Below are 24020 nucleotides of genomic sequence, written 5' to 3'. Positions count from 1 at the left end.
ACCGACTTGGCACTAGAGGCAATTTGGAAGTTGACGAAGTTAACGGACCGTTCGACCAGAATTTCTGCCCTTCGAACCGTTGCGGGATAATTTGGCCGCGGTTTGAGGGGGTGTTCAAGGTCATGGGTCGCAACTTAGTCGGAAACGCGAGGTGTAGGACAGCGCGTTCGTCTGCCCGACAGGACGGGAATACAGCGCCCACTTCTCGTCACCCCGGCGAAGGCCGGGGCCCATCTCTCCGCGCAACGCGAAATTCGGTGCTTGCACGACGATGGGCCCCGGCCTTCGCCGGGGTGACGATGAAGGACTGGCGGGGCTCTCGACGTCCGGCCAGCTGCGCCATCCCGACCAGACCCCGCGCCCTACAGGATGAACTTCGACAGGTCCGTGTCCCGCGCGATGTCGCCCAACTCGCGCTCGACATACGCCGCGTCGATCGTCACCGTCTCGCCGCCGCGCTCGCTCGCGTCGAAGCTGATGCCCTCGAGCAACTTCTCGCAGATCGTCTGGAGCCGTCGCGCGCCGATGTTCTCGACCGCGTCGTTGACCTGTGCCGCGGTCGCCGCGATCGCCTCGATCCCGTCGGCGGTGAAGTCGAGCGTGACCCCCTCGGTCGCGAGCAGCGCGGTATATTGCCGGATCAGCGACGCCTCGGTCTCGGTCAGGATGCGGACGAAATCATCCTTGGTCAGACCCTTCAGCTCGACGCGGATCGGCAGCCGCCCCTGCAGCTCGGGGAGCAGGTCGGACGGGCTCGAGACGTGGAACGCGCCGCTGGCGATGAACAGCATATGGTCGGTCTTGACCGGGCCGTACTTGGTCGCAACCGTCGTGCCCTCGATCAGCGGCAGCAGGTCGCGCTGGACGCCTTCGCGGCTGACCGACCCGCCGCGGACATCCGAAACCGCGATCTTGTCGATCTCGTCGAGGAAGACGATGCCGTTCTGCTCGGCCGACTTGACCGCCTCGCGATTGATGTCGTCGCTGTCGAGGCGCTTGTCGCTCTCCTCGGCGAGGAGGACGTCCCACGCGGCTTCGACCGACATCTTCCGGCGCTTGGTCTTGCCCGACATCTTGCCGAACATCTCGCCGAGATTGATCATGCCGACCTGCCCAGGCTGCATGCCGGGCATCTCGAACGGCATGCCGCCCGAATCCTCGACCTCGATCTCGATCTCGCGGCCCTTGATGTCACCGTTGTAGAAGCGCTGCTTGAACGCCTGCCGGGTCGCCTCGCTCGCGTCCTTGCCGACGAGGACGTCGAGCAGCCGTGCTTCGGCAGCAGCCTCGGCCTTGTCGCGGACGCTGGCGCGCTTGCTCTCGCGGATCAGGCGGATCGATTCCTCGACGAGGTCGCGGACGATCGAGTCGACGTCGCGTCCGACGTAGCCGACCTCGGTGAACTTGGTCGCCTCAATCTTGAGAAACGGCGCCTCGGCGAGCTTCGCCAGCCGGCGGCTGATCTCGGTCTTGCCGCACCCGGTCGGACCGATCATCAGGATGTTCTTCGGGCTGACCTCGTCGCGCAGGTCGTCGCCGAGCCGCTGCCGCCGCCAGCGGTTACGCAGGGCGACCGCGACTGCGCGCTTCGCGTCGCCCTGGCCGACGATATAGCGGTCGAGCGCGGCAACCACCGCCGACGGGGTGAGGGTGTCGAACGCCGTCGGCGCTTCGTCGGGGCCGGGCACGGAGATTGGGGACATCACATTCATCCGATTGATTCCAAAGTGACATTGTCGTTGGTGTAGACGCAGACCTCGGCGGCGATCTTCATCGCCTTGCGGGCGATCGCCTCCGCATCGAGGTCGGTGTCGGCGAGCGCCCGGGCGGCGGCGAGCGCGTAATTGCCCCCCGACCCGATCGCCGCGACGCCGAATTCGGGTTCGAGGACATCGCCGGTCCCGGTCAAGATCAGCGTCACATCCTTGTCGGCGACGATCATCATCGCCTCGAGCCGCCGCAGGTAGCGATCGGTCCGCCAGTCCTTGGCGAGCTCGACCGCGGCGCGGGTCAATTGCCCGGGAAAGCGGTCGAGCTTCGCCTCGAGGCGTTCGAACAAAGTGAAGGCGTCGGCGGTCGCGCCGGCGAACCCGCCAATGACGGCGCCGTCCTTGCCGAGCCGCCGGACCTTCTTCGCGTTCGACTTCATCACCGTTTGCCCGGCGGTGACCTGCCCGTCGCCGGCAATGACGACGCGGCCGTTCTTGCGCACCGACACGATCGTCGTGCCGTGCCAGTCGGGAAATTCTGCCATGTGAGGGGAGTTACTTTCAAACAAATGGGGTGTGGTTATCCCCAATGTAGGAAGGCCGGAGGCGGCGGAAAGGGCCGCGTTATTAAGCGGCTCCCCGCCTTTCGGAATCGCTCGAAAAGCGTTACATCAAGTAAACGCCAAGAATCACCTTAGGAGACCACGCCATACCACCCCCCATGACCCGCCGTCCGCAGAATGCCCCGGTGCCGATGAACGGCCCGCGCTACGATGAATTCATCACCGTTCCCAAGGTCCGCGTGATCGACCAGGACGGCGAAAATCTTGGTGTTCTCTACACCAAGGAAGCGATCGCCACCGCGCACGAAGTCGGCTTGAACCTCGTCGAGGTTTCGCCGGGCGCCGATCCGCCGGTGTGCAAGATCCTCGATGTCGGCAAGTTCAAGTACGAGGCGCAGAAGAAGGCCGCTGCTGCCCGCAAGAACCAGAAGACGCAGGAGATCAAGGAGATCAAGATGCGTCCGAACATCGACGATCACGACTATGATACCAAGATGAAGGCGGTCCAGCGATTCATCGAGGAGGGCGACAAGGTCAAGCTGACGCTGCGCTTCCGTGGCCGCGAACTGAGCCACGGCGAACTCGGTCTGCGCCTGCTCGAGCGCGTTCGCGACGACGCGGTCGACTATGCCAAGGTCGAGCAGTTGCCGAAGATGGAAGGCCGGCAGATGCTGATGGTCATCGCCCCGCGGTGAAGCCGTTGCCGATCGTGCTCGGGCTGCTTGTCATTGCCGCCGCGACGACGGCGGTGGTCAGCGGCCCGCTCGGCTCGCATTCGCCCGAGCCGAGCTTCCCGGCACTGTCGCGCCCGGTCGCGCCGATTGTCTCACCGCGCTGGTCGACCGAAGACGAGCGCGAGCACCTTGGCGAGGCCGAGAAGGTTATCGCGGTGCTCGGCGACTTGAAGGGCATGACCGTTGCCGACGTCGGCGCGGGCGAGGGCTATTACGAACCGCATCTGTCGCGCGCGGTGGGCCCATCGGGGCGTGTCATCGCCGAGGACATCGACGACGCGACGGTCGCCAAGCTCGCGCGTCGGGTCAAGCCGCTCCACAATGTCACGACGACGATGGGCCGCGCCGACAATGTCGGGCTCGCGCGGAGCAGCACCGACGTCGTCCTGATGGTCCATATGTATCACGAGATCACCCAGCCATTCGCTTTGCTGTGGCGGGTCCGCGCGAGCCTCAAGCCCGGCGGTCGCGTCGCGATCGTCGACGCCGACCGGACGACGGGCGATCATGGTACGCCGCCCGCGCTGCTCGAATGCGAACTCGGCGCAATGGGTTTTGCCCGCGAATCGACCCACGCGATCGAGGATGGGATCTACCTCGCGGTCTTCGTCCCGCGCGCCGCACCGAAGACGATCGTTCCCTGCCGCTAGCGCAAAGGGCTGGGACCGTCCCAGCTTGGCCAGGCGCTCTGGCGGAGGCCCAGCTTCAGGTCGAGATCAGCGCATCGAGGACGAGCGCGCCGTTGGGGTAGGCGACGACCGGGTTGAGGTCGACCTCGGTGATGCCCGGGGTTGCGCCGACGACACGGCCGAGCGCTTCGACGATCGCGGCGACCGCGTCGATGTCGCAGACCGGCGCGCCGCGAAAACCGTCGAGGAGCGGCGCGAGGCGTAGCGTGCGGATCGCGGCGACGATCTCCGCGCGCGACAATCCCGGCGGCAGCAGCACGACGTCGTGGAGCAGTTCGGCCGCGACGCCGCCGAAGCCGACCAGCAGCGTCGGTCCCCATGCAGGATCGCGACGCGCGCCGACGATCAGCTCGACACCCTTCGCCGCCATCGCCTCGACGAGGACGCCGTCAAGGTCGAGCTCGGGACGCGACGCGGCGAGGTTGGCGTGGAGCCGCTCCCATCCAGCCGCGACCGCCGCCGCATCGGCGAGGCCGATGATGACGCCACCGGCATCGCTCTTGTGCGGCAACGCGGCGGCCTGCGCCTTGAGGACGACGGGATAGCCGAGCCGGTCGGCCGCCGCGACCGCCGCCGCGACCGTCTGGGTCAGCTCGAACCCGGGAACATCGATTCCGTACGGCCTGAGCAGTTCCTTGGCGCGATATTCGGGGACGATCGATCCGGCGGGCGGCAGGCCGGCAAGGCCTTCGCCACCGCCAAGGGCGTGCACGACCGTCGCCGCGCAGCCGTCGATCCGCGCAAGCGCCCGTACTGCGCGCTCGGGCGTCGGCAAATACACGACTCCGAGCCCACGCAGCCGCGCGATGTCGGATGGCGCGACCTCCCCGCCCTCGTCGACGCCCGCGACGATGACGGGCTTCGTCATGCCGCCAGCATCGAGCGCTTCGGCGACCGCAGCGAACTTGATCCCCGACGTCCCGGGTTCGGTCTGGATCAAGGTCACGAGGACGGTGTCGATGCGGTCGTCGCCGAGCAGCGCGGCGATCGTGCGCCCGTACAGGCCGGGGTCGATCAAACCCTGCGCGGTAATGTCAGTTGGGTTCGAGACGGGTACGAACGCGGGCAGTGCCGCGCGCAATGCGGGGCTGTCGGCGTCGCCGAGCGGCGGCAGGTCGAGCGCGACCGCTTCGGACAGGTCGAGCAGCATCGCCTTCAACGCCCCCGATTCAGCGACGATCCCGACACCGCCGCGCGGCAGATTGGCAAAGCGCACTGCGATCTCGGTGACGTCGCCAAGCTCCTCGAGCGACGCGACGACGATCACCCCCGCCGCCTCGGCATGGACTTTCATCACCGCATAGCTGCCCGCCATCGCCCCGGTATGGGTGGCGGCACTCGCCGCGCCCGCGTCGCTGCTGCCGGGGTGGAGGAGGACGATCGTCTTGCCCGCTGCCCGCGCGGCGCGGGCGGCGGCGAGGAAGGCAGCGGGGCGGCGAAAATGCTCGACGACCATCGCGATCACCGCCGTCTCGGGCGATGCAACGAGGTGTGCGAGATAATCCTCGACGCCACTGGCGGCCTCGTTGCCGGTCGAGATGTATGCGGACAGCGGCACGTCACGCGCGATGAACGTCGTCGCGAGGACCGCCGCCATCGCGCCCGACTGCGACACGATCCCGACCCGGCGCGGACCCACTGCGCGCGCCTCGGGCATGGTGATGAAGGTCAGCGAGACGCGGTCGACGAAGTTGACGAGGCCGAGGCAATTCGGTCCCTCGACGACCATGCCCGCGTCACGCGCGATGCGGCCGATTTCCTCCTGGTCGGCGAGCCCCTGCGGTCCGTCCTCGGCAAAGCCCGCCGAGAACACGACCGCCGCACCGACGCTGCGGGCGGCAAGCCCGCGGATGACGTCGAGCACGCCGGCGCGCGGGATCGCGAGGACGGCGGCGTCGATCCCCGATGGCAGGTCGTCGACGCTGGCAACGCAAGGCCGCCCGCCGATCTCGCTGCGCTTCGGATTGACGAGGTGGATCGGCCCGGCAAAGCCCTGCCGCTCGAGATTGGCGAGGACCGACGCCCCGAGCGATCCCGGCTTGTCGGACGCGCCGACGATGACGACCGACCGCGGTCGAAGGAGCCGGTCGAGCGCGAGCGGAGCCTGCATGTCGTCGTGCTGCTGATCCACCGGCGCTCCCCATCACTCTATTTGTTTATGCACATAACATAAACTAGTCGTCGCTGCGCAAGCCCCGTGTCGCACAACCACCCGAGTCTCACGGCTCGACGGCGGCGGAGCGGCCGCCGCTGCACGATTTTCGGCAGGGGGACGATATCTTCCGCCCGGGATGAGGCAGCGGGGAGCACTGGCATCGCGGACCAAGAGCAGGTGCGCAGATCGCCGGCCGGGTCACCCGGAGTCGGCGGAGAGGAGCGCGTGTTGCCCACCTCCGCCACCGCGTACCAATTACGCCTTTTCGAGCATCGCGGTGATGTCGGCGATCGACGCCCCGGTCATTTCCTTGGCGACTTCGCCCGCGATCTTGCCCTCGGTGACCTTGTGCCAATGCTTGCGGAGTTCACCGAGCGTCTTCGGCGGCGCGACGACGACGAGCGCGTCGATCTCGCCTTCGAGCGCCATCTTGTTGAGCAGGCTGGCAACTGCTCCGGCGTGGCCGTCCTCGACCAACTGGGCATCGTCGGGGTTCGCCGAACTGCTGTGGTGGCGTCCGCCCGAAGCGATATTGTCCTCGCCGACGCCGGGCGTGCCGATCGCGGTCAGCTTCGGCGCGCTATCGCTGCCGCCGTTACGGAACAGCGTCAGTTTTTCCCCGTCGGCGACAGCGACGATCGTACCATGAGCGAGAAGCATTACGTTTTCCTTTGAAAGCTACGATCATTGAACCATCGGCGACCGCGATTGGGGCCGAATCCGTTCGGACTTACCCCCAAAGGCTCGGCTCGGGTGGCCAGACGTCGGAGGCGTCGAAGCGCATCCCGGAAGCGCGATCCTCGATCAGGAGCGGGCCGTCGAGGTCGGCGTACATGCCTTGCATCGCGACGAAGAAGGCCGGGGCGATGCCGAGCGAGGTCGACAGCATGCACCCGGTCATCACGCCGATGCCGCGCGCCTTGGCGGCGTGGACCAAAGCCAGCGCCTCGGTCAGCCCGCCCGCCTTGTCGAGCTTGATGTTGATGAAGCGGTAGCGGCCGACGACGGCGTCGAGGCTGGCGCGGTCGTGGACGCTTTCGTCGGCGCACAACGGCACCGGTGACCAGACCTTGTCGAGCAGGTGGTCGGATCCGGCAGGGACCGGTTGTTCGATCAATTCGACGCGGAGGCCGGCCATTTGATGCGCGATCGCCTCGATATCGAGCGTTTCCCACGCTTCGTTGGCGTCGACGATCAGGCGAGCATCGGGCGCACCGTGCCGCACAGCGGCGACACGCGCGAGATCCCCGGAGGCACCGTCCGCGCCCGACAGCTTGATCTTGAGCAATTCGCGGTGGCCGGCGGCGCGCGCGGCAATCTCCATCGCGCCGGGCTCGCCGAGGCTGATCGTGTAGGCGGTGAGCAATGGGCGCGGTTGCGGCAGGCCGATCGTCCGCCACACCGGCACGCCGCTGGCCTTGGCCTCGATATCCCATAATGCGGCGTCGACCGCGTTGCGCGCCGCTCCCGGAGGCATTGCCGTGAGCAGTTCGGCGCGGCTGGCGCCCGAGGCGATCAGCGGGGCCGCGCCCTCGACCTGCGCGAGGACCGATTCGGCGCTCTCGCCGCGGTAGTAGATCGCGGTGCCCTCGCCGCGCCCGATGTGCTCGCCATCGTCGATCTCGGCGGCGACGACATCGACGAAGGTTTTTGCCCCGCGCGCGATGACGAAGGCCCCGCGGACCGGATAGCGCTCGATACGGGCTGAGAGGCTGCGATTGGACATGGCCTCCCTTGCCGCTAAACCGGACGGCATGAAAGACGACAGCGAAGTCCAGCTCGATCCCGTCGCGACCGTCGCCCGGATCACCGCGCTCGAAATCCTCACCCGCCAGCTGATGGTCGTTCAGCTGCGCATCCTCGACGAGCTCGGCCAGATCGACCTGACCCCGGCGTATGTCCGCGAGCTGGCGACGATCTACACCGCCAAGGTCGACGAATCGAAGATCATCGAATCGTCATCGTCCGAGGTGAATTATGAGTTCAAGCTCAACGTCATTCACAACCTCGAGCGCTTTTTCGACGAGATCGCCGACCATCTGACGGCGAACCCGTAACCCTTAAGCGGCGCGCTTGAGCTTCGGCTGGCGCAGCGCCTCGAAACTGGCGAACAGCGCGGCGAAATGGTCGTCCATCGTCCGCACCGGGGTTGCCGGGGGGACCGGCAGCGTCCCCGCCGCGCGGGCATCGACGAAGCGCCCGATCGCGTCGGCCGCGCTCGTGGCGTCACCCGAGGCGAAGATCGTCCCGCCCGACTGGCGCGCGTGGTCGGCTGCGGCGCCGCGATCGGGGGTGATCAGGTGGAGGCCTGATGCACGCGCTTCGGCGGCAACGAGGCAAAAGGTTTCGGATTCGGAGCCGTGGATCAGCGCGTCGGCGCTCGCCATGAACCGCGCCATTTCGGCGCGGTCCGACGTCCGGTCGGCGAGATGAATGTGCGGGTTGCCGCCGATCGTCCGGCGGATCTTGCCCGAATCGCGCCCCGAGCCGACGATAACGAGCCCGATCGGACGGTGGTACGCCGCCGACATCACCGCCTCGACGATCATCCGCCAGCGCTTCTCGGGCGCATGCCGTCCGACGCCGAGCAGCAATGTCGCGTCGGGTCCGAGCTCGCATTGATGGAGCAGGCGGCGGCGCAGCGCCTCGTCGCGCAGCCCCGCCGAAAACACGTCGGGGTCGATCCCCATCGGATTGGTCACGACGCGACGCAGGCCCCCCGCGGCGAGGCGGTCGGTCAGGCTGTCGCACGCGCTGACGACCATGTCGAAATGCTGGTCGAGGCGGAGCAGGTGCCGCCAGTACCAGTCGAAACCCTTGTCGACGACCGCCGGCGACGCCAGCCCTTCGAACCAGCGGTAGGCGAAGGCTGCGAGCGGATCGGCGTGCATGAACAATGATCGCGGTGCCGAACCCGGCCAGCGCGCGACCATCGATGCGCTCCGCCACGGCGACGATGCCTCGAGGATGTCGGGGGCCTCGGCGGTGATCGCGGCGTGCAGCGCGACCTCGTCGGCGAAATAGCGATAGTTGCGATCGATCGGGAACAGCGGCCCCTGGAGCCAGACGATCTTCGCGCCTGGTCCGCGCTGCTCGACGCCGTTGGTCGCGCCCGGCGCGATGATCGTGACGTCGTGCCCGGCGGCGGGCCCGGCCGCGAGCTTGCGGTCGATATACGTCCGAACGCCGCCGCCGGTGGGCGTGTAGAAGGCGCAGACATCGACGATCTTCACTTGGCGTCCTCGAGCGGGCCGAACGAAAGCAGCCCATGGCGATAATTGAGCCGGATCGAGGCGCGCGTCACCCCCTGCCCGACCTCGACCTCGGACACGTCGGCGTGCGGCTTCGACAGGCCGAGGTGCGGGTTGCCGCCGAAGCCGATGCCGTCGGACGACAGCTTGAACTTCTTCGCGCCCGCGCGGTCGTGGATCAGCGCGACCGACCATGTCCCGCTGTGCGGCGCGCGGACGCACAGCTCGACCGGCCCGGCGGCGGGGACGTCGATGGTCGTGCGGCGGAAGACCTTGCCGTCGCGAACGAGATCGCGGTCGTCGGCGAGGAATTCGGTGTCGTTCGGCGCATAGAGTTCGAGCCGCAGCTTGCCGGTGCGGTCCTTCAGCCCGGCGGCGGTGACGAGCAGCGCCGGACCCTTTTCATGCGCGTGGCACATGCCCTCGGCGATGCCGTAATCGGGCACCGGCGCGGCATCGGCGGCAGGGGTCGCGGCGAGGATGGCGGCAGCAAGGAAGGCGATCATGCCGGCTTCTCCAGCCCGAGCAGGTCGGACGCGACAAGCACGCCGCCGACCGCGACATGGACGATGATCAGCAGCCCGGCCATCATCGCCATCAACGGGGCGATGCCCGACGCGGTGCCGACGATCAGCACCGCGACCCCGGCAAAGACCACGTCCTTGTTCGGCACCAGCGGCAGCCGCGAGATCAACAGTCGCAGCGTCGTCAGCATCATCCAGTAGATGAACGGCACCGTCGGCAGGACGAGGCTCCACATCACCGCGAGCAGCGTCGCCGACCCGAGGACGCGGATCAACTGCATCGTGCCGACGAAGATCAGGTCGCGGCGCGGCATGCTGAACACCCGCCCGCGCAGCAGCATGACGACGAGCGACGACACCAGCAGCACCGCGATCGAGGTGAACAGCGTCTTGCCGCTAAGCCCCATGTTGAGCTTTTCGAGCGTCGAATAAGCGAAGCTAAACATCACCAGCGTGACCGCGTTGCCGATCAGCGCCGACAGGATCGCGACGTCCTTGATCGCGCCGAACGGCGCCCCGGTCCGGATCGCCCCGGCGGAGTCGCCGTCGAGCGTCGCGCGACGCCGCGCCCAGGTGTAGAAATAGATCTCGCCCGAATAGCCGAGTAGCACCTCGTTCGAGATGAACTTGCGGACCAGCGCCGGGAAGCCGGCGGGCGGGATGCCCCACAGGCGGCGGAAGATGATGAAATCGACCGTCGGCTGCGCGAGATATGCAGCGACGAAGACCAGCCAGAACAGCGGCGACGACGGCACCAGCGCCCAGATGCGGTGGAAGTCGGTCCCGCGAAATGTATTGAGGGCGACGCCGACGATCGCCAGCGATACCAGCGGGCCGACCCAGCGGAGGATCGACTGGCCGAGCGTGCGCGGCTCGGCCGTGGTCGCGCTCATCTGCGCAGCGGCGCTTGCCGAACCCGCCGGAGTTGCCCCCGCCGGGCTGAGTCGACCAAGGTCGTGCACCGCGTCTGTGTCCTCAAAGCCGTTTAAACTGCCCCTGTCGTGTCCGCTGTGCAATGTCATTGTGACCTTGGCGTGGCAAGGGAGGGGGGCGTGGCCAGCGATGTCGCCAAATCGTTACCATGCCCCGCAAGCTCGGCGTAGCGTCCCGGACGATGCGACCGCGCAAAACGGCCGATAGTCGCGTCGATGCTGTTTAGAATCGACGGCTCACGCGTGTCGCCCGGATGAACCGCGACGCGGATCACGCGCTGCCCGCCAAGCGCGGTCCTCGCCGCCCCCGCGACGAAGCGCGAGCTTAGCCGCCGCCAGCGTGACCGCGACGCCCAGGTAATGACGGGACCGCGGGTCAGCGCAGCGCAGTTGTCGGGGTTCCAGACGCGGAAGTGATCCTCGGCAAGCGCGAACCCCGCATCGGCAAGCGCGGCGCGGGTGCCATCGCTATAGAGCCACGCTGGGGCAATGAAGCCTGCCGCCGGCCGGCCGGTGGCGTCCTCGACCACTGCGCGTGCGCGCGTCATCCGCTTCAGCGCTTCGGCGCGGTCGAGCGCGGCGAATTCGCCCTCGCCCGCCGTCATGTGGCGCGCAGCAAACCCCGCCGGAGCGGCGTCGCGGTGGCACCAGCCATGGACAAACATCTCGACCCCGGCATCGGCCCAGTCGCGCAGTCGCCGGGCATAGGCCGGGGATGCGCTCAACGGGGCCTCACCCCAATGATCGGCCACGACGAGCATCGCGAAGCGCGGCCCGCCAAGCAGCCGCTCGAGCCGGGCGGCAAGCACATCGACCTCGCGCTCGAACTTCGGGCCGACGTCGTGGATCGAAGCGAGCAGCAACCGTTCGGTCATGATACCCATGCAGCGCATATATGGAGGCCCGACCGGGAATCGAACCCGGGTGCACGGATTTGCAGTCCGTTACGTCACCACTCCGCCATCGGGCCGGCGCTGGCCGCGGGGTGTAGCCATATCGCTTGGCGACTGCAACCGCGCCCGCTAGACGCATCGCACCAAGGGCCGGTCGCGGTGTTGCGTCGCAACTGTATTACCCCTATAACTCACCGAAGCGATACGGAGCGGCGTAAGCGGGATGATGTTCGAGACAATGCGCGAGGCAATGGTCGAAAGCCAGTTGCGCCCGACCGGGGTCAACGATCCGGTCGTGCTCGCGGCGATCCGCGCCGTGCCGCGCGAACGCTTCGTTCCCCCCGCTCGCACCGGGCTCGCCTACGCCGACACCGCGATCGAGATCGCGCCGGGGCGCTGGTTGCTCGAGCCGCTCGTTACCGGTCTGCTGCTGACGCACGCGCGGATCATGCCGAGCGACCGGGTGCTCGTCGTCGGCGCGGGGACCGGCTACGCCGCCGCCATCATCCGCCATCTCAGCCGCCACGTCACCGCGGTCGAGGAGAACTCGGGCCTGGTGGCGGCGGCGCAGGCGAACGGCGTCGATGTCGTGACCGGGCCGCTCGCCGACGGCTGGGCGGCGCGCGCGCCGTACGACCTCATCTTCATCGACGGCGCGGCGGCGGTGCTCCCGTCCGCATTGCTCGCGCAGAGCGCCGACGACGGGCGGCTCGCGGCGGTGATCATCGGTGACGACGGGGTCGGCCGCGCGACGGTGGGGCGTGTCGCCGGGGGGCATTTTGCCGGCACCGGCTTCTTCGACACTGGCGCCGTTGCGTTGCCGGGCTTTGGCCGCGCGCCGAAATTCATATTTTAAGAGCGCTTGGGGGAATGGCCGGAATGACGCGTTTGACGGTGCTGGCCGTGGTCGCTGCCGCGGTTGGAGCCACGGGCTTCGCAGGGGCCGCCGCCGCCGATACGCTGCCCGATGCGCTTGCGGCGGCGTACGAGACCAACCCGCAGCTCACCGTCCAGCGCGCGATCGTCCGCCAGGCCGACGAAGGCGTCCCGCAGGCGCTCGCCAGCGGCCGTCCGACGGTCAGCGCGAGCGGTGTCGCGCAGCAGAGCGGCGATAATTTCACCAGCGATGGCGGGCGTTATTACAACGGCGCGCTCAGCCTCAACCAGTCGCTGTACCGCGGCGGCCGGACCCGGAGCGCGACGAGCGCCGCCGAGAACCGCATTCTTGCCGCGCGCGCCCGACTCCGCGCGGTCGAGGACAATGTCCTGCTCGCGGTCGTCACCGCTTACGCCGACGTGCTGCGCTATGCGCAGGTGGTCGAGCTCAACGAGAATCAGGTCAAGGTCCTCCAGCGCGAACTCCAGGCGAGCCGCGACCGCTTCGAGGTCGGCGACCTGACGCGGACCGATGTCGCGCAGTCCGACGCGCGGCTGGCGAACGCACAGTCGAACCTCGTCGTCGCGCGCGGCCAGCTCAACACCGCGAATAACGCGTATGTCCGCGTCGTCGGCCGCCCGCCGGTCGACCTCGCGCCGTTGCCGCCGCTGCCGCTCCTGCCCGGCACCGTCGGCCAGGCAACCGACCTCGCCAACGCCAACAACCCGTCGCTCGTCGCGGCGCGCTTCGACGAGGCGGCGGCGCGCTACGACGTCAGCACGATCGAACGCCAGCGGCTGCCAACCCTCGATGCCGGGGGCGGCGTCAACTACACTTACACCCAGTCGGGCACGGCGGGCTTTACGACGACGGGAACCGGATCGACCGGCACCGGGTCGACCGGCTCGGGTTCGACGGGGACCGGCTCGACCGGAGGGTCATCGGTCGTCAGCGGCAACTTCCACGCTTTCCAGCAGACCGCCGGGCTGACGCTGACGGTGCCGCTGTACCAGGCGGGACTCAACGGCTCGCAGATCCGCGCGGCACAGTCGGTGCGGAGCCAGTATATGGAGCAGATCGGCTTTATCGGGCGCCAGGCGGTCGAGACCGCAAGCAACGCCTTCGTCTCGGTCGCGACCGCGCGCGCGGTGATCACCGCGTCGGAAAGCTCGGTCAAGGCGAACCAGCTCGCGCTCGAGGGTGTGACACAGGAAAATCAGGTCGGCACGCGCACCGTCCTCGAAGTCCTCAACGCCGAGCAGGAACTCGTCGTCGCCCGGGTCAATCTCGCCGCCGCGCGCCGGGACGAATATGTCGCTGGCTACACGCTGCTCGCTGCGGTCGGAGAGGCCGAGGCCGACCCGCTCGCGGTACCGGGCGAGCATTACGACTCGACCGCGAATGCGAAGCGCGTCCGTCATAAGTGGGGCGATTACGACATCGACGACAACCCCGCGCCGCTGCCGCTGCCCGACCCGGTGGCCGCATCGAAGTCGGTCGCGATCGGGCCGCCTCGGTGAGCCCCGAGGCCGAGCTGCCGCAGTCGATCGACGACATCATGGCGTCGATCCGCGCAAGCCTCGCCGACGATGTCCCCCCCGTCGTCCCGGCTCAGTCCGCGGCGGCCCGCCCGCCCGCGCCGCCGCCGGTCCCGTCGGTCGCCGACATCAGCGCGTCACTCGACGACGTCGTCCGCTCGATGGTCGGGCCGATGCTGCAGACGTGGCTCGATACCCATCTCCCCGAGATCGTCGAACGCGTGACGCACGAGGAGATCCGGCGGCTGACCGGGCGGACCGACTAGCGTCTGTTCGCAGCGTACCGATTGAGCCGAAACGGCGGCTCCGCGTTGGAAGCGTGACGGCGACCTGCTATATCGAATCCGAGGAGACAGCGATGGCGACCAAGGCGGAGATCAAACCGACGCGACTGCCAACGCGAACCTACCGGCTCGCCGATGGTACGGTCGTCCGCAAGAAGGTCATCCAGTCGAATAGCCCGACGCTTGCCGAAGACATCCTGTCGGCTTTCCGTTCCAACGTCCGCACGATCCGCGCCGAACAGCGCAAGCGGGCGCGTGACGCCGCCGAATAGCACCGATCGGCCAATCCTGTGGCTCGTCGCGGGGCCGAACGGCAGCGGCAAGAGCTCGCTTTATAACAAATCCGACATCGCCGGGTGGAGTGGCGCGGTCTGGATCATCAATCCCGACCTGCTGACGGTGAGCATCGCCCAGGGCGAGTCGATGGCTCTGACCGCCGCCAACCTTGCCGCGGTCCAGCGCATCGAGGCGTGGCTCGAAACGTCGATCGACGTCTACCAGACGATCGGCGTCGAAACTGTCCTGTCCTCGCCCAAGTACCGCGCGCTCGTCGCCCGGGCACAGGACAAGGGTTTCGATGTTCGGATGATCTACGTGCTGCTCAGCCGCGTCGACCTCCAGATCGAGCGCGTCCGCGTTCGCGTTCAGACCGGCGGGCACGACGTCCCCGAGGGCAAGATCCGCGCGCGGCGGACGCGATCGTTCGAACAGCTCGCGTGGTTTGCGCGGCACGTCGACCAGCTGATCGTCTTCGACAATTCAGCGGGCGAGCCCGAACTGATGGCGACCAAGACCGGTGATGCGGCGATCGTCTGGCACCGTCGCCCGGTGGCCGCGCTGCGCATCGAACTTGCCGCCGCCGGGCTCGAAGGCTTGCCGCCGCTGCGCTGATCCGCAAAAGACGCAGGCATGACCACCGAAACCAATCCCGATATCATCGACAAGACCTTCGACCCCGCCGAGATCGAGGCGCGGCTATACGCGCATTGGGAGTCGACCGGTGCGTTCCGCCCGGCGCGGCCCGACGCGAAGCCGTTCACCATCGTCATCCCGCCGCCGAACGTCACCGGATCGCTCCACATCGGCCATGCGCTCGACAACACGCTCCAGGACGTGCTGATCCGCTACCACCGGCTCAAGGGGCGTGATGCGTTGTGGGTCGTCGGCACCGACCACGCCGGGATCGCGACGCAGATGGTCGTCGAGCGGACGATCGCGTCGCAGGGCCTCAAGCGCGCCGACATGAGCCGCGAGGCGTTCCTGTCGCACGTCTGGGAATGGAAGGCGCAATCGGGCGACACGATCACCCGCCAGCTCCGGCGGCTGGGGGCAAGCTGCGACTGGGCGCACGAGCGCTTCACGATGGACCCGGGCTTCTCGGCGGCGGTGACCAAGGTGTTCGTCGACCTGTATAATCAGGTCGATCCGACCACCGGGAAACGCCTGCTGTACCGCGACAAGCGGCTGGTCAACTGGGACCCCAAGCTCCAGACCGCGATCAGCGACCTCGAAGTCGAGCCGCGCGAGGTGCAAGGTAGCTTCACCCACATCCGCTATCCGCTGGCTGACGGCGTCACGCTAGCGAACGGCGCCGACCATATCATCGTCGCGACGACGCGCCCCGAGACGATGCTCGGCGACACCGCGGTCGCAGTCAATCCAGGCGACGAGCGCTACCAGTCGGTCATCGGCGCGCACATCGTCCTGCCGCTGACCGGGCGGCGTATCCCGATCGTTGCCGACGAACATGCCGACCCCGAGCTCGGTTCGGGCGCGGTCAAGATCACCCCGGCGCACGACTTCAACGACTGGCTGGTGTTCGAGCGCCATAGAGAAATTGGCTGGCTCAACATCCTCGACGCCGAAGCGAACATTGTCGCCGCCGACGGGATCCCAGCGAAATACGTCGGCATGACGCGGGAGAACGCGCGCAAGGCGGTCGTTGCCGATCTCGAGGCGCTCGACCTGATCGAACTGATTGAGGCGAAGACGATCCAGATGCCATACGGCGACCGCTCGGGCGTGGTCATCGAACCGTGGCTGACCGACCAGTGGTACGTCGATGCGGCAACGCTGGCGAAACCGGCAATCGAGGCTGTTCGCTCGGGCGCAACGAAGTTCGTGCCGACGAACTGGGACAAAACGTATTTCAACTGGATGGAGAATATCCAACCGTGGTGCGTGTCGCGGCAGATCACCTGGGGGCACCAGATCCCGGCTTGGTACAGTCCAGATGGCAAGTGTTTCGTGGCCAAAGATGAGCCGGACGCTGCGGACAAAGCGCTGTCGTATTACTCTGGCCGTGGCGAGCCGTTCACGCGCGTTCAATTCTATAACGAGGGTGCCGCGCCGTTCATCCGGGGTGACATCGGAGAAGTACTGCTGCTGCGACGAGACTCCGACGTTCTCGACACGTGGTTCTCCTCCGCGCTCTGGCCGTTCGGTACCCTCGGCTGGCCCGAGCAAACCCCCGAACTCGCCCGCTATTACCCCGGTGATGTCCTCGTCACCGGGTTCGACATCATCTTCTTCTGGGTCGCCCGGATGATGATGCAGGGCATCCACTTCATGGGCGAGGTGCCGTTCGCCACGGTCTACTGCCACGGCCTCGTCCGCGACGCCAAGGGCGCGAAGATGTCGAAGTCGAAGGGCAACACCGTCGACCCGCTCGCGCTGATCGACCGCTACGGCGCGGATGCGCTGCGCTTCACGCTGACCGCGATGGAGAGCCAGGGGCGCGACATCAAGCTCGATGAAAAGCGCGTCGAGGGCTACCGCAACTTCGCGACCAAGCTGTGGAATGCCGCGCGCTTCTGCCAGTCGAACGGCATCGCCGCGTCGTCGTCGGTAACGCCCCCCGCCGCCACCGCCCCCGTCAACCGCTGGATCATCGGCGAAGTCGTCGCCACCGCCCGCGCGCTCGATGGCGCGATCGCCGCATTCCGCTTCGATGGCTATGCCGAGACCGCGTACCAGTTCGTCTGGAGCCGCTTCTGCGACTGGTATCTCGAACTGACCAAGCCGCTGCTGGCCGAGGGAGCCGACGCCGCCATCGCCGCCGAGACCCGCGCGGTGACCGGCTGGGCGCTCGACCAGATCCTCGTCATGCTCCACCCGGTCATGCCGTTCCTCACCGAGGAGCTGTGGCACAAGCTGGGCCGCCGCGATCACGACCTGATCCTCGCGGCGTGGCCGGTGACGGATGAGGGGGCGATAGACACCGAAGCCGCCGCCGACATCGACTGGCTGATCGCGCTGGTCACCGAGGTCCGCTCGGCGCGCAACGAGCTCAACATCCCGCCGGGGGCCAAGCTCGGCTTCCAGTTGCAGAACGCCGACGCCGCGACCGAGGCGCGCCATTCGCGCAATGCCGCCGCGATCGAGCGGCTGGCGCGGATCGTCCGCGCCGACGGTGCGGTCGCCGAAATGGCGCGGATGCAGGTAGTCGACGGCGCGGCGACGATCTCGATCCCGCTCGGCGGCGTGATCGATATCTCGGTCGAGAAAGCCCGCCTCGAAAAGAACGCCGCCGCTGCGGAGAAGGAGCGCGATGCGCTGACCGGGCGGCTCGCCTCGCCCGGCTTCGTCGACAAGGCCAAGCCCGAGGCGGTCGACAAGGCGCGGGCCGACCTCGCAGCGCGTGGTGCAGAAGCTGAGCGGCTCCGTGCGGCGTTAGCGCGGCTCGGCTGACGTCGCACACGTGCGCTCTGTACCCGATCGCACGGTCGCGGCGTTAACGGCGCAGGTCATCGCGACCAAGGAGATTCAACCATGGCATTCTTAAAGACCCTGACACTCGCCGCCGCAGCGGCCGTCGCCTTCAGCGGCACCGCGAACGCCGGTGAGATGGTTCGTTCGGGAACGATCACGATCGACGAGGCGCAGTTCGGCTTCCTCATCGGCGGCAGCACCGGCGGCGGCGTCCTCCGCTTCCACGGCCATCGCTATCCGTTCAAGGTCGGCGGCGTCTCGATCGGGACGATCGGCGGCTCGAAGGTAAAGGGCTTCGGCACCGTCTACAACCTGCGCTCGATCGAAGATTTCGCCGGCACCTATTCGAAGCTCAACGCCAGCGCGACGCTGGTCGACGGGTCGGGCGCGCTCAAACTCAAGAACGAGCATGACGTCGTCCTCGAGATCGACACGACGTCGAAGGGTCTTCAGCTCAGCGCCGGCGCGGGCGGGGTCAAGATCACGCTCAAGTAGAGCTTGCTCGCCGCTTCGGCGATCTACTGAGCAGAAGCGTATGATCGTGCTAGACCAGCCCCTCAAACGAGGGGCTGGCAGCACAATGAATAAATACATACTCGGCGCGGTCGCGATAATCCTGCTGACCGGCGCGACCGGCAAGCCCGACATGCGGCTGCCGTCGGCGACGATTACGATCGACGAGACGCAATTCGGCTTCCTGCTCGGCGGCAACGTCGGCGGCGGCAAACTTCAGTTCGGCGATAAATTCTACCCGTTCAAAGTCGGCGGCATCTCGGTCGGCGACATCGGCGTCTCGCATGTCCGCGGCTATGGGCAGGTGTTCAACCTGACCCGCGTCGCCGACTTTGCCGGGACCTACACCCGCGTCGCGGCGAGCGCGACGTTCGTCAGCGGCTCTGGCGCGCTGCAACTTCGCAACAAGCACGGGGTCGTGATCGAACTCGACACGACGTCGAAGGGCCTCCAGCTCAGCGCCGGGGCGGGCGGGGTCAAGATCACGATGCGGTAGCGAGAAAGGCAATCAACCCGCGTTCGGCCGCGCTGAGATAGCGCGTCAGACGCGGCAGCTTCGCTTCCACGACCTTATCCATCTGACCGTCGTTGACGAGGGCGATCAATGCCGGATGGACATAGCTCTTGCGGCTGATCGCCGGCGTGTTGCCGAGCGCCGCCGCAACGGGTTCGAGCATCTCCTTCAAGGTCGTGACACCATCGCGGATCGCGGTGAAGGCGATGACGCTCGCGCCCCATGTGCGGAAGTGCTTCGCCGAGAAGCCGTCGCCCATCCCCTCGCGGATATAGGCGTTGACGTCGGACGAGCCGATGCGGTGCGGCTCGTTGTCATCGCCGACATACTGGAACAGCGCCTGCCCCGGCAGGTCGTGGCAGCGCCGGACGATCTTGGCGAGCGCCTCGTCGGCAATGACGACGCGCTGCATCTTGCCCGACTTGCCGCGATATTCGAGCCGGACCTTGTTGCCGCGAACCGCGCTATGTTCGTTGAGCAAGGTCGTCGCGCCATAGCTCTCGTTCTCGCTCGCGTAGACGTCGTTGCCGACCCGGACGTGCCCTGAATCGAGCAACCGGACGATCGCAGCAAGGACCTTGGACCGGCCGAGTCCGCGCTCGGCGATGTCGCGCTCGACGATCGCGCGGAGATGCGGCAGCGCCTCGCCGAAACCGCCGCAACGATCGTATTTGTCGGCCTCGCGCTGCTGACGGAAGCTCTCGTGATAGCGGTATTGCTTGCGGCCCTTGGCGTCGTAGCCGACTGCCTGAAGGTGTCCCGACGGGTCCGGGCTGAACCACACACGGGCATAGGCAGGTGGCACGCCGAGCTTGTTGAGACGGGCGATCTCGTCCGCCGCAGTGATGCGGACCCCGTCGATGGCGAAATAATGCCAGTGTTTACCGCGCTTGCGCCTCGTGATGCCGGGTTCGCTGGTGTCGGTATAGTTGAGCACACGGATCGAACGTTACGCGACCGGCAGCGGTTCCCAGTGCCGGAGCCGACTGCGGCAATTCGCTGTGGCGTCGCCGTCGACGCTCATGCGCCGACGTCGATCGTCATCACCGCGATATCGAGCACGAGCCCAGTCGCTGCGACGGTCGCCGAAATCACCCGCGCCTCGGCAACGATCGACCCCCTGAGGATCAGCCCGTCGAAGGATAGTGAATCGGCGGACACCGGTTCGGTGACGACGAGCGTGATTCGATGGCGCTGGCCGGCAAAGGTCAGGCTCGACCAATCGGTCGTTTCGAAGCTTTCGACGACCAGCGCCGGTGATTGCCTATTCATCGTTTCGGGAGCCGCGAGGGCGCGGGTCAACGCTCGGAGCAGACGGCCCTGCGCCTCCGACAGCATTGGCCTCATGACCGCGACTCGGGCGACGGGGCGGCGGCAATGAATGTCATCACCCTCGCCGCAGTCCGCGGACGCGGCTCGCGGCCTCGGCGCAGGTCAAAAACAAAACGGGGGTCGCCTGCGGCCTCGCGTCCGAAGCGCGATGCTGATATGTTCCGCCGACGAATGCAGCGTTCAATCTCTGTTAATAGGTGCGCCATGATGTTCTCCCGACTCGACTCGCTCGATCGACACAGGATGCGAAGTGAATTCCTACTAGTCTAGGTTAAAAACTATCTCTATACGCCGTTAATAGCGGGGTCTCGGGGGGAGAAAGGTCCGCTACGCATGGAAAACGTCGCTATACGTCAGCGGCTAGATGCACTCATCGCCGAACACGGCGAGGATTACGCGTCGCTATCGCGGCTCATCGGGCGAAATCCGACGTACATTCAGCAGTTCGTCAAGCGTGGCGTCCCGCGACGGCTGAGCGAAGACGATCGCCGCAAGCTCGCCGCGCATTTCGGCATCGCCGAACGCCTGCTTGGCGGCCCGGCCGATCGCGCGGGGCACGCGGTCATGGCGCGTGCCGGGATTGCGTCGACGCCCGGCGATTTCGTGCTGATTCCGCACCTCGATATCGGCGCGTCGGCAGGGTCGGGGGCCGAGCCGGGTCCCGAACTGCCGGTTGCGGTGCTCGCCTTCCAGTCGAGCTGGGTCCGCGGCCTCGCCAGCGGACGGCCCGAAGCGCTGTCGGTTATCCGCGTCGAGGGTGATTCGATGCTGCCGACGCTCGCCGACGGCGACAACATCCTCGTCGACACCGATGACCGCGAGCGCCTGCGCGACGGAATCTACGTGCTGCGGACCGACGACGCGCTGCTGGTCAAGCGACTGAGCATCAACCCGGCGACCCGGCGGCTGACGATCCGCTCGGACAATAGCGCGTATCCAAGCTGGGACGACTGCGACCCGGCGACGGTCGCGGTAATTGGGCGAGTGGTCTGGGTCGGACGGCGGCTGACCTGATCACGCGGGCCCGGTTTGCTGTCCTTCGCCGGGCGGCTATATCAGCGAGCTACCGTTGTAAGGCCGCCGCATGACCTATATCGCCCCGATCGCTGAACAGCGGTTCGTTCTCGAAACGATCGCCGACTTGCCCGGCCTGAGCGCCCTGCCGGGGTTCGACGGCGCGACGGCGGATATGGTCGAGGCGATCCTGACCGAAGCGGGTAAGATTGCGAGTGGCGTCTTCGCGCCGTTGAACGCGGTCGGTGACAAGGCGGGCGCGAGGCTCGCCGACGACGCGGTGACGCTGCCGGCCGGGTTTGCCGAAGCGTATAAACTCTATGTCGACGGCGGCTGGGCCTCGCTCGGCGCGCATTCGTCGCACGGCGGACAGGGGTTGCCGTTCGTTCTTGCCAGTGCAGTGCAGGAGCAGCTGACCAGCGCCAACATGGCATTCAGCCTGTGCATGATGCTCAGCCAAGGGGCGATCGAGGCACTGCAGGTTCATGCCTCGCCGAAATTGCAGGAAACCTATCTGACCAAGCTCGTCTCGGGCGAGTGGACTGGAACGATGAACCTGACCGAGCCGCAGGCGGGAAGCGACGTCGGCGCGCTGCGGACGAAGGCCGAGCCTGCCGCGGACGGGACGTACCGGATCGAAGGGTCGAAGATCTACATCACCTGGGGCGAGCATGATTGCGCGCCGAACATCGTTCACCTCGTCCTCGCCCGGCTGCCTGACGCGCCTGCGGGGACGAAGGGCATCTCGTTGTTCCTGTGTCCCAAGTTCTTGCCCGACGATGCCGGCAACTTCACCCGGCGCAACGACCTGCGGGCGGTCGGCGTCGAGCACAAGCTCGGCATCCACGCCTCACCGACGTGCACGATGGCTTTCGGTGAAAATGGCGGCTGTGTCGGCTATCTGGTCGGGGCCGAGGGCGCGGGCATGAAAGCGATGTTCACGATGATGAACCACGCCCGGATCAACGTCGGGTTGCAGGGCGTCGCGATCGCCGAGCGGGCAACGCAAGGCGCGGTCGCTTACGCTCGCGACCGGGTCCAATCGGCGAAGTTCGGAATGGGCGGCGCGCCGGTCCGGATCATTGAGCACGCCGACGTCCGGCGGATGTTGATGACGATGCGGAGCACGACCGAGGCGGCGCGCGCGCTGACCTATTACACCGCCGCCGCAGTCGACCGCGCGCACGCCGCCGACGATTCGGCGGCGGCGGGGCTCGCCGACCTGCTGACCCCGGTGACCAAGGCGTATTGCACCGATATCGGCGTCGAAATGGCGAGCATCGGCATCCAGGTGTTCGGCGGTATGGGGTTCGTCGAGGAGACCGGCGCGGCGCAGCACCTGCGCGACGCCCGGATCGCGCCAATCTACGAGGGGACCAACGGCATCCAAGCGCTCGATCTCGTCGGGCGCAAGCTGGGAATGGACGGCGGCGCGCATTGGAAGGCGCTGTTCGCCAAGGTCCGCCAAGACATTCGCGACCTGCCGCCGCGCGGCGATCTCGGCCTGCTGCGCCCGTATCTCGAGGACGCACTGGCGGCGCTCGAGAGCGCGACGGTGTGGCTGACGGGGAACCGCGGCGAGGCGCTGAGCGACACCGCCGCCGGGGCGACGCCGTACCTGCGGATGTTCGGCATTACGGTCGGGGGGTGGCTGATGGCGCGGCAGGCGGTGGCAGCGCAGGAGCGGCTGGCGGCGGGCGACGGCGACGCGGTGTTCTTGCGCGCCAAGATCGCTACTGCGCGTTTCTTCGCTGAGCAGGTTTTGCCGCAAGCCACTGCTTTGCTTGGACCTGTGACTCGCGGGGCCGAGTTATTGTACGCGTTACCCGAGGAGGCGTTCGCGGCATGAGCGGCAGTCACGACCACGCGCACGGACACGCGCACGGACACGATCACCACGGCCACGATCATCACGGCCACAGTCACGCCCCGCCCAAGGACTTCAGCACCGCCTTCATCATCGGGATCGTCCTCAACCTCGGCTTCGTCGCGGTCGAGGCAGCGTATGGCTTCCTCGCCAATTCGGTCGCGCTGCTTGCCGACGCGGGGCACAATCTGTCCGACGTCGCCGGTCTCGCCGCGGCGTGGGGCGCGACCGCACTCGCCAAGCGCGCGGCGAGCGAGCGTTTCACCTACGGCATGCGCAGTTCGTCGATCCTCGCCGCGCTGTTCAACGCTGTCCTGCTGCTCGTAGCGGTCGGCGCGATCGCGCTCGAGGCGATCCGCCGCCTCGGCGATCCGCAGCCGGTCGGCGGGGTCACCGTCATGGCTGTCGCCGCCGCCGGCATCGCGGTCAACGGCGTCACCGCATGGCTGTTCGCGCGCGGGCGCGAGGGAGACATCAACGTCCGCGCCGCCTTCGCGCATATGATGTCCGACGCGCTCGTTTCGGCGGGCGTCGTCGTTGCGGGGTTCGTCATCCTCGAGACCGGCTGGACGTGGCTCGACCCCATCGTCAGCCTCGTCATCGCGGCGACAATCATCTGGGGAACGTGGGGACTGCTCCGCGATTCGATGACGCTCGCGCTCCAGGGTGTTCCGCCGGGCGTCGAGCTCGACGCCGTCCGATCACGGCTCGCAGCCCTGCCCGGGGTTGCGCAAACCCATCATGTCCACATCTGGCCGGTCAGCACGACCGAGACCGCGCTCACCGCGCATCTGCTGTGCCCCGCCGGTCACCCCGGCGACGCGTTCCTGTGCGAGGCGGCGCATATGCTCGAGCATGATTTTGGGATCGGTCATGCGACCTTCCAGATCGAGCTTGTCGCGGGGTCGTGCGCCTGACGC

At 67.2% G+C, this 24020-nt stretch carries 25 protein-coding genes and 1 tRNA gene; 14 read left to right on the top strand and 12 right to left on the bottom strand.

Features of this window, described 5'->3' with window-relative positions; all coding sequences use genetic code 11:
- Nucleotides 1-362: 362 nt before the first annotated feature.
- Both hslU and hslV read right to left on the bottom strand, forming a co-directional pair.
- Entirely contained in the window at nucleotides 363-1703 is a 1341-nt protein-coding gene (gene hslU / locus KZX46_RS07685) for an ATP-dependent protease ATPase subunit HslU (protein WP_219776105.1), read from the bottom strand.
- Between the two features lie 5 nt (nucleotides 1704-1708).
- Nucleotides 1709-2254, bottom strand: coding sequence for an ATP-dependent protease subunit HslV (gene hslV, locus KZX46_RS07680; RefSeq protein WP_219776104.1), 546 nt, complete (start codon nucleotides 2252-2254; stop codon nucleotides 1709-1711).
- Nucleotides 2255-2430: 176 nt separating this feature from the next.
- Here hslV and infC point away from each other — a divergent pair, with 176 nt between their 5' ends.
- On the top strand, nucleotides 2431-2967 hold the full coding sequence (gene infC / locus KZX46_RS07675) for a translation initiation factor IF-3 (protein WP_216709747.1): 537 nt from the start codon (nucleotides 2431-2433) through the stop codon (nucleotides 2965-2967).
- Nucleotides 2964-3656, top strand: coding sequence for a class I SAM-dependent methyltransferase (locus KZX46_RS07670; RefSeq protein ID WP_219776103.1), 693 nt, complete (start codon nucleotides 2964-2966; stop codon nucleotides 3654-3656). Before infC ends, KZX46_RS07670 begins: the two co-directional genes overlap by 4 nt.
- A 55-nt stretch (nucleotides 3657-3711) precedes the next feature.
- Here the strand turns inward: KZX46_RS07670 and KZX46_RS07665 are convergent, their stop codons facing one another.
- The 3 genes from KZX46_RS07665 to dgcA form a co-directional block, all read right to left on the bottom strand.
- Nucleotides 3712-5805: an acetate--CoA ligase family protein gene (locus KZX46_RS07665; RefSeq protein WP_219776899.1), complete on the bottom strand. Its 2094-nt coding sequence runs from the start codon at nucleotides 5803-5805 to the stop codon at nucleotides 3712-3714.
- 300 nt (nucleotides 5806-6105) lie between these two features.
- The gene (locus tag KZX46_RS07660; RefSeq protein ID WP_219776102.1) at nucleotides 6106-6510 is read right to left on the bottom strand and encodes a host attachment protein; all 405 of its coding nucleotides are present in this window, start codon (nucleotides 6508-6510) and stop codon (nucleotides 6106-6108) included.
- A gap of 70 nt (nucleotides 6511-6580) precedes the next feature.
- Nucleotides 6581-7576 carry an N-acetyl-D-Glu racemase DgcA gene (gene dgcA / locus KZX46_RS07655; protein ID WP_219776101.1) on the bottom strand — a complete coding sequence of 332 codons (996 nt, stop codon included), beginning with the start codon at nucleotides 7574-7576 and terminating at the stop codon, nucleotides 6581-6583.
- 28 nt (nucleotides 7577-7604) lie between these two features.
- Here dgcA and KZX46_RS07650 point away from each other — a divergent pair, with 28 nt between their 5' ends.
- Entirely contained in the window at nucleotides 7605-7907 is a 303-nt protein-coding gene (locus KZX46_RS07650; protein WP_219776100.1) for a hypothetical protein, read from the top strand.
- 3 nt (nucleotides 7908-7910) lie between these two features.
- Here KZX46_RS07650 and KZX46_RS07645 read toward each other — a convergent pair whose 3' ends face one another.
- From KZX46_RS07645 to KZX46_RS07625, 5 genes are all read right to left on the bottom strand, one after another.
- A complete protein-coding gene (locus KZX46_RS07645; RefSeq protein ID WP_219776099.1) occupies nucleotides 7911-9083 on the bottom strand; it encodes a glycosyltransferase in 1173 nt (390 codons plus the stop codon).
- Nucleotides 9080-9607 carry a DUF2141 domain-containing protein gene (locus KZX46_RS07640; RefSeq protein ID WP_219776098.1) on the bottom strand — a complete coding sequence of 176 codons (528 nt, stop codon included), beginning with the start codon at nucleotides 9605-9607 and terminating at the stop codon, nucleotides 9080-9082. Before KZX46_RS07640 ends, KZX46_RS07645 begins: the two co-directional genes overlap by 4 nt.
- The gene (locus KZX46_RS07635) at nucleotides 9604-10518 is read right to left on the bottom strand and encodes a hypothetical protein (protein ID WP_226896166.1); all 915 of its coding nucleotides are present in this window, start codon (nucleotides 10516-10518) and stop codon (nucleotides 9604-9606) included. Before KZX46_RS07635 ends, KZX46_RS07640 begins: the two co-directional genes overlap by 4 nt.
- A 125-nt stretch (nucleotides 10519-10643) precedes the next feature.
- Nucleotides 10644-11432 (bottom strand): DUF2334 domain-containing protein, encoded by a 789-nt coding sequence (locus KZX46_RS07630; RefSeq protein WP_219776097.1) that lies wholly within the window; start codon nucleotides 11430-11432, stop codon nucleotides 10644-10646.
- 21 nt (nucleotides 11433-11453) lie between these two features.
- Nucleotides 11454-11527 (bottom strand) — tRNA-Cys (locus tag KZX46_RS07625).
- Between the two features lie 146 nt (nucleotides 11528-11673).
- Here KZX46_RS07625 and KZX46_RS07620 point away from each other — a divergent pair.
- From KZX46_RS07620 to KZX46_RS07590, 8 genes are all read left to right on the top strand, one after another.
- Nucleotides 11674-12306 carry a protein-L-isoaspartate O-methyltransferase gene (locus tag KZX46_RS07620; protein ID WP_219776096.1) on the top strand — a complete coding sequence of 211 codons (633 nt, stop codon included), beginning with the start codon at nucleotides 11674-11676 and terminating at the stop codon, nucleotides 12304-12306.
- Nucleotides 12307-12329: 23 nt separating this feature from the next.
- Entirely contained in the window at nucleotides 12330-13847 is a 1518-nt protein-coding gene (locus KZX46_RS07615; protein ID WP_216709756.1) for a TolC family outer membrane protein, read from the top strand.
- Entirely contained in the window at nucleotides 13844-14131 is a 288-nt protein-coding gene (locus tag KZX46_RS07610; RefSeq protein WP_219776095.1) for a DUF2497 domain-containing protein, read from the top strand. The genes KZX46_RS07615 and KZX46_RS07610 overlap by 4 nt, the downstream gene beginning before the upstream one ends.
- Before the next feature lie 92 nt (nucleotides 14132-14223).
- The gene (locus tag KZX46_RS22815; RefSeq protein WP_226896165.1) at nucleotides 14224-14421 is read left to right on the top strand and encodes a hypothetical protein; all 198 of its coding nucleotides are present in this window, start codon (nucleotides 14224-14226) and stop codon (nucleotides 14419-14421) included.
- On the top strand, nucleotides 14405-15040 hold the full coding sequence (locus tag KZX46_RS07605; protein WP_226896164.1) for a zeta toxin family protein: 636 nt from the start codon (nucleotides 14405-14407) through the stop codon (nucleotides 15038-15040). The genes KZX46_RS22815 and KZX46_RS07605 overlap by 17 nt, the downstream gene beginning before the upstream one ends.
- Before the next feature lie 18 nt (nucleotides 15041-15058).
- A complete protein-coding gene (locus tag KZX46_RS07600) occupies nucleotides 15059-17839 on the top strand; it encodes a valine--tRNA ligase (protein WP_219776093.1) in 2781 nt (926 codons plus the stop codon).
- 81 nt (nucleotides 17840-17920) lie between these two features.
- Nucleotides 17921-18355: a hypothetical protein gene (locus tag KZX46_RS07595; protein WP_219776092.1), complete on the top strand. Its 435-nt coding sequence runs from the start codon at nucleotides 17921-17923 to the stop codon at nucleotides 18353-18355.
- Nucleotides 18356-18440: 85 nt separating this feature from the next.
- The gene (locus KZX46_RS07590; protein ID WP_219776091.1) at nucleotides 18441-18869 is read left to right on the top strand and encodes a hypothetical protein; all 429 of its coding nucleotides are present in this window, start codon (nucleotides 18441-18443) and stop codon (nucleotides 18867-18869) included.
- On the opposite strand, the gene KZX46_RS07585 is transcribed toward KZX46_RS07590, so the two are convergent.
- Nucleotides 18856-19824: a DNA topoisomerase IB gene (locus KZX46_RS07585; RefSeq protein WP_219776090.1), complete on the bottom strand. Its 969-nt coding sequence runs from the start codon at nucleotides 19822-19824 to the stop codon at nucleotides 18856-18858. The genes KZX46_RS07590 and KZX46_RS07585 overlap by 14 nt on opposite strands.
- A gap of 83 nt (nucleotides 19825-19907) precedes the next feature.
- Nucleotides 19908-20159, bottom strand: coding sequence for a hypothetical protein (locus KZX46_RS07580; protein WP_219776089.1), 252 nt, complete (start codon nucleotides 20157-20159; stop codon nucleotides 19908-19910).
- Nucleotides 20160-20552: 393 nt separating this feature from the next.
- Here KZX46_RS07580 and KZX46_RS07575 point away from each other — a divergent pair, with 393 nt between their 5' ends.
- The 3 genes from KZX46_RS07575 (at nucleotide 20553) to KZX46_RS07565 (ending at nucleotide 24017) form a co-directional block, all read left to right on the top strand.
- Nucleotides 20553-21233: a S24 family peptidase gene (locus tag KZX46_RS07575; protein ID WP_216709764.1), complete on the top strand. Its 681-nt coding sequence runs from the start codon at nucleotides 20553-20555 to the stop codon at nucleotides 21231-21233.
- Between the two features lie 70 nt (nucleotides 21234-21303).
- Entirely contained in the window at nucleotides 21304-23082 is a 1779-nt protein-coding gene (locus KZX46_RS07570) for an acyl-CoA dehydrogenase (RefSeq protein WP_219776088.1), read from the top strand.
- Nucleotides 23079-24017, top strand: a complete 939-nt coding sequence (locus KZX46_RS07565) for a cation diffusion facilitator family transporter (RefSeq protein WP_219776087.1) — start codon at nucleotides 23079-23081, stop codon at nucleotides 24015-24017. Before KZX46_RS07570 ends, KZX46_RS07565 begins: the two co-directional genes overlap by 4 nt.
- The last annotated feature ends 3 nt before the right edge of the window (nucleotides 24018-24020 follow it).

The sequence above is a fragment of the Polymorphobacter sp. PAMC 29334 genome (assembly GCF_019431245.1).
Classification (GTDB): domain Bacteria; phylum Pseudomonadota; class Alphaproteobacteria; order Sphingomonadales; family Sphingomonadaceae; genus Polymorphobacter_B; species Polymorphobacter_B megasporae.
Note: the sequence above shows the minus strand (reverse complement) of the source record. Positions and strands in the feature narration are given on the sequence as shown.

Bases quoted from the DNA above. Each gene is read 5' to 3' on its own strand.
- hslU (WP_219776105.1), bottom strand. From the start codon at position 1,703: ATGTCCCCAATCTCCGTGCCCGGCCCCGACGAAGCGCCGACGGCGTTC.
- hslV (WP_219776104.1), bottom strand. From the start codon at position 2,254: ATGGCAGAATTTCCCGACTGGCACGGCACGACGATCGTGTCGGTGCGC.
- infC (WP_216709747.1), top strand. From the start codon at position 2,431: ATGACCCGCCGTCCGCAGAATGCCCCGGTGCCGATGAACGGCCCGCGC.
- KZX46_RS07665 (WP_219776899.1), bottom strand. From the start codon at position 5,805: ATGCAGGCTCCGCTCGCGCTCGACCGGCTCCTTCGACCGCGGTCGGTC.
- KZX46_RS07660 (WP_219776102.1), bottom strand. From the start codon at position 6,510: ATGCTTCTCGCTCATGGTACGATCGTCGCTGTCGCCGACGGGGAAAAA.
- dgcA (WP_219776101.1), bottom strand. From the start codon at position 7,576: ATGTCCAATCGCAGCCTCTCAGCCCGTATCGAGCGCTATCCGGTCCGC.
- KZX46_RS07650 (WP_219776100.1), top strand. From the start codon at position 7,605: ATGAAAGACGACAGCGAAGTCCAGCTCGATCCCGTCGCGACCGTCGCC.
- KZX46_RS07640 (WP_219776098.1), bottom strand. From the start codon at position 9,607: ATGATCGCCTTCCTTGCTGCCGCCATCCTCGCCGCGACCCCTGCCGCC.
- KZX46_RS07635 (WP_226896166.1), bottom strand. From the start codon at position 10,518: ATGAGCGCGACCACGGCCGAGCCGCGCACGCTCGGCCAGTCGATCCTC.
- KZX46_RS07630 (WP_219776097.1), bottom strand. From the start codon at position 11,432: ATGACCGAACGGTTGCTGCTCGCTTCGATCCACGACGTCGGCCCGAAG.
- KZX46_RS07620 (WP_219776096.1), top strand. From the start codon at position 11,674: ATGATGTTCGAGACAATGCGCGAGGCAATGGTCGAAAGCCAGTTGCGC.
- KZX46_RS07615 (WP_216709756.1), top strand. From the start codon at position 12,330: ATGACGCGTTTGACGGTGCTGGCCGTGGTCGCTGCCGCGGTTGGAGCC.
- KZX46_RS22815 (WP_226896165.1), top strand. From the start codon at position 14,224: ATGGCGACCAAGGCGGAGATCAAACCGACGCGACTGCCAACGCGAACC.
- KZX46_RS07600 (WP_219776093.1), top strand. From the start codon at position 15,059: ATGACCACCGAAACCAATCCCGATATCATCGACAAGACCTTCGACCCC.
- KZX46_RS07595 (WP_219776092.1), top strand. From the start codon at position 17,921: ATGGCATTCTTAAAGACCCTGACACTCGCCGCCGCAGCGGCCGTCGCC.
- KZX46_RS07590 (WP_219776091.1), top strand. From the start codon at position 18,441: ATGAATAAATACATACTCGGCGCGGTCGCGATAATCCTGCTGACCGGC.
- KZX46_RS07580 (WP_219776089.1), bottom strand. From the start codon at position 20,159: ATGAATAGGCAATCACCGGCGCTGGTCGTCGAAAGCTTCGAAACGACC.
- KZX46_RS07575 (WP_216709764.1), top strand. From the start codon at position 20,553: ATGGAAAACGTCGCTATACGTCAGCGGCTAGATGCACTCATCGCCGAA.
- KZX46_RS07570 (WP_219776088.1), top strand. From the start codon at position 21,304: ATGACCTATATCGCCCCGATCGCTGAACAGCGGTTCGTTCTCGAAACG.
- KZX46_RS07565 (WP_219776087.1), top strand. From the start codon at position 23,079: ATGAGCGGCAGTCACGACCACGCGCACGGACACGCGCACGGACACGAT.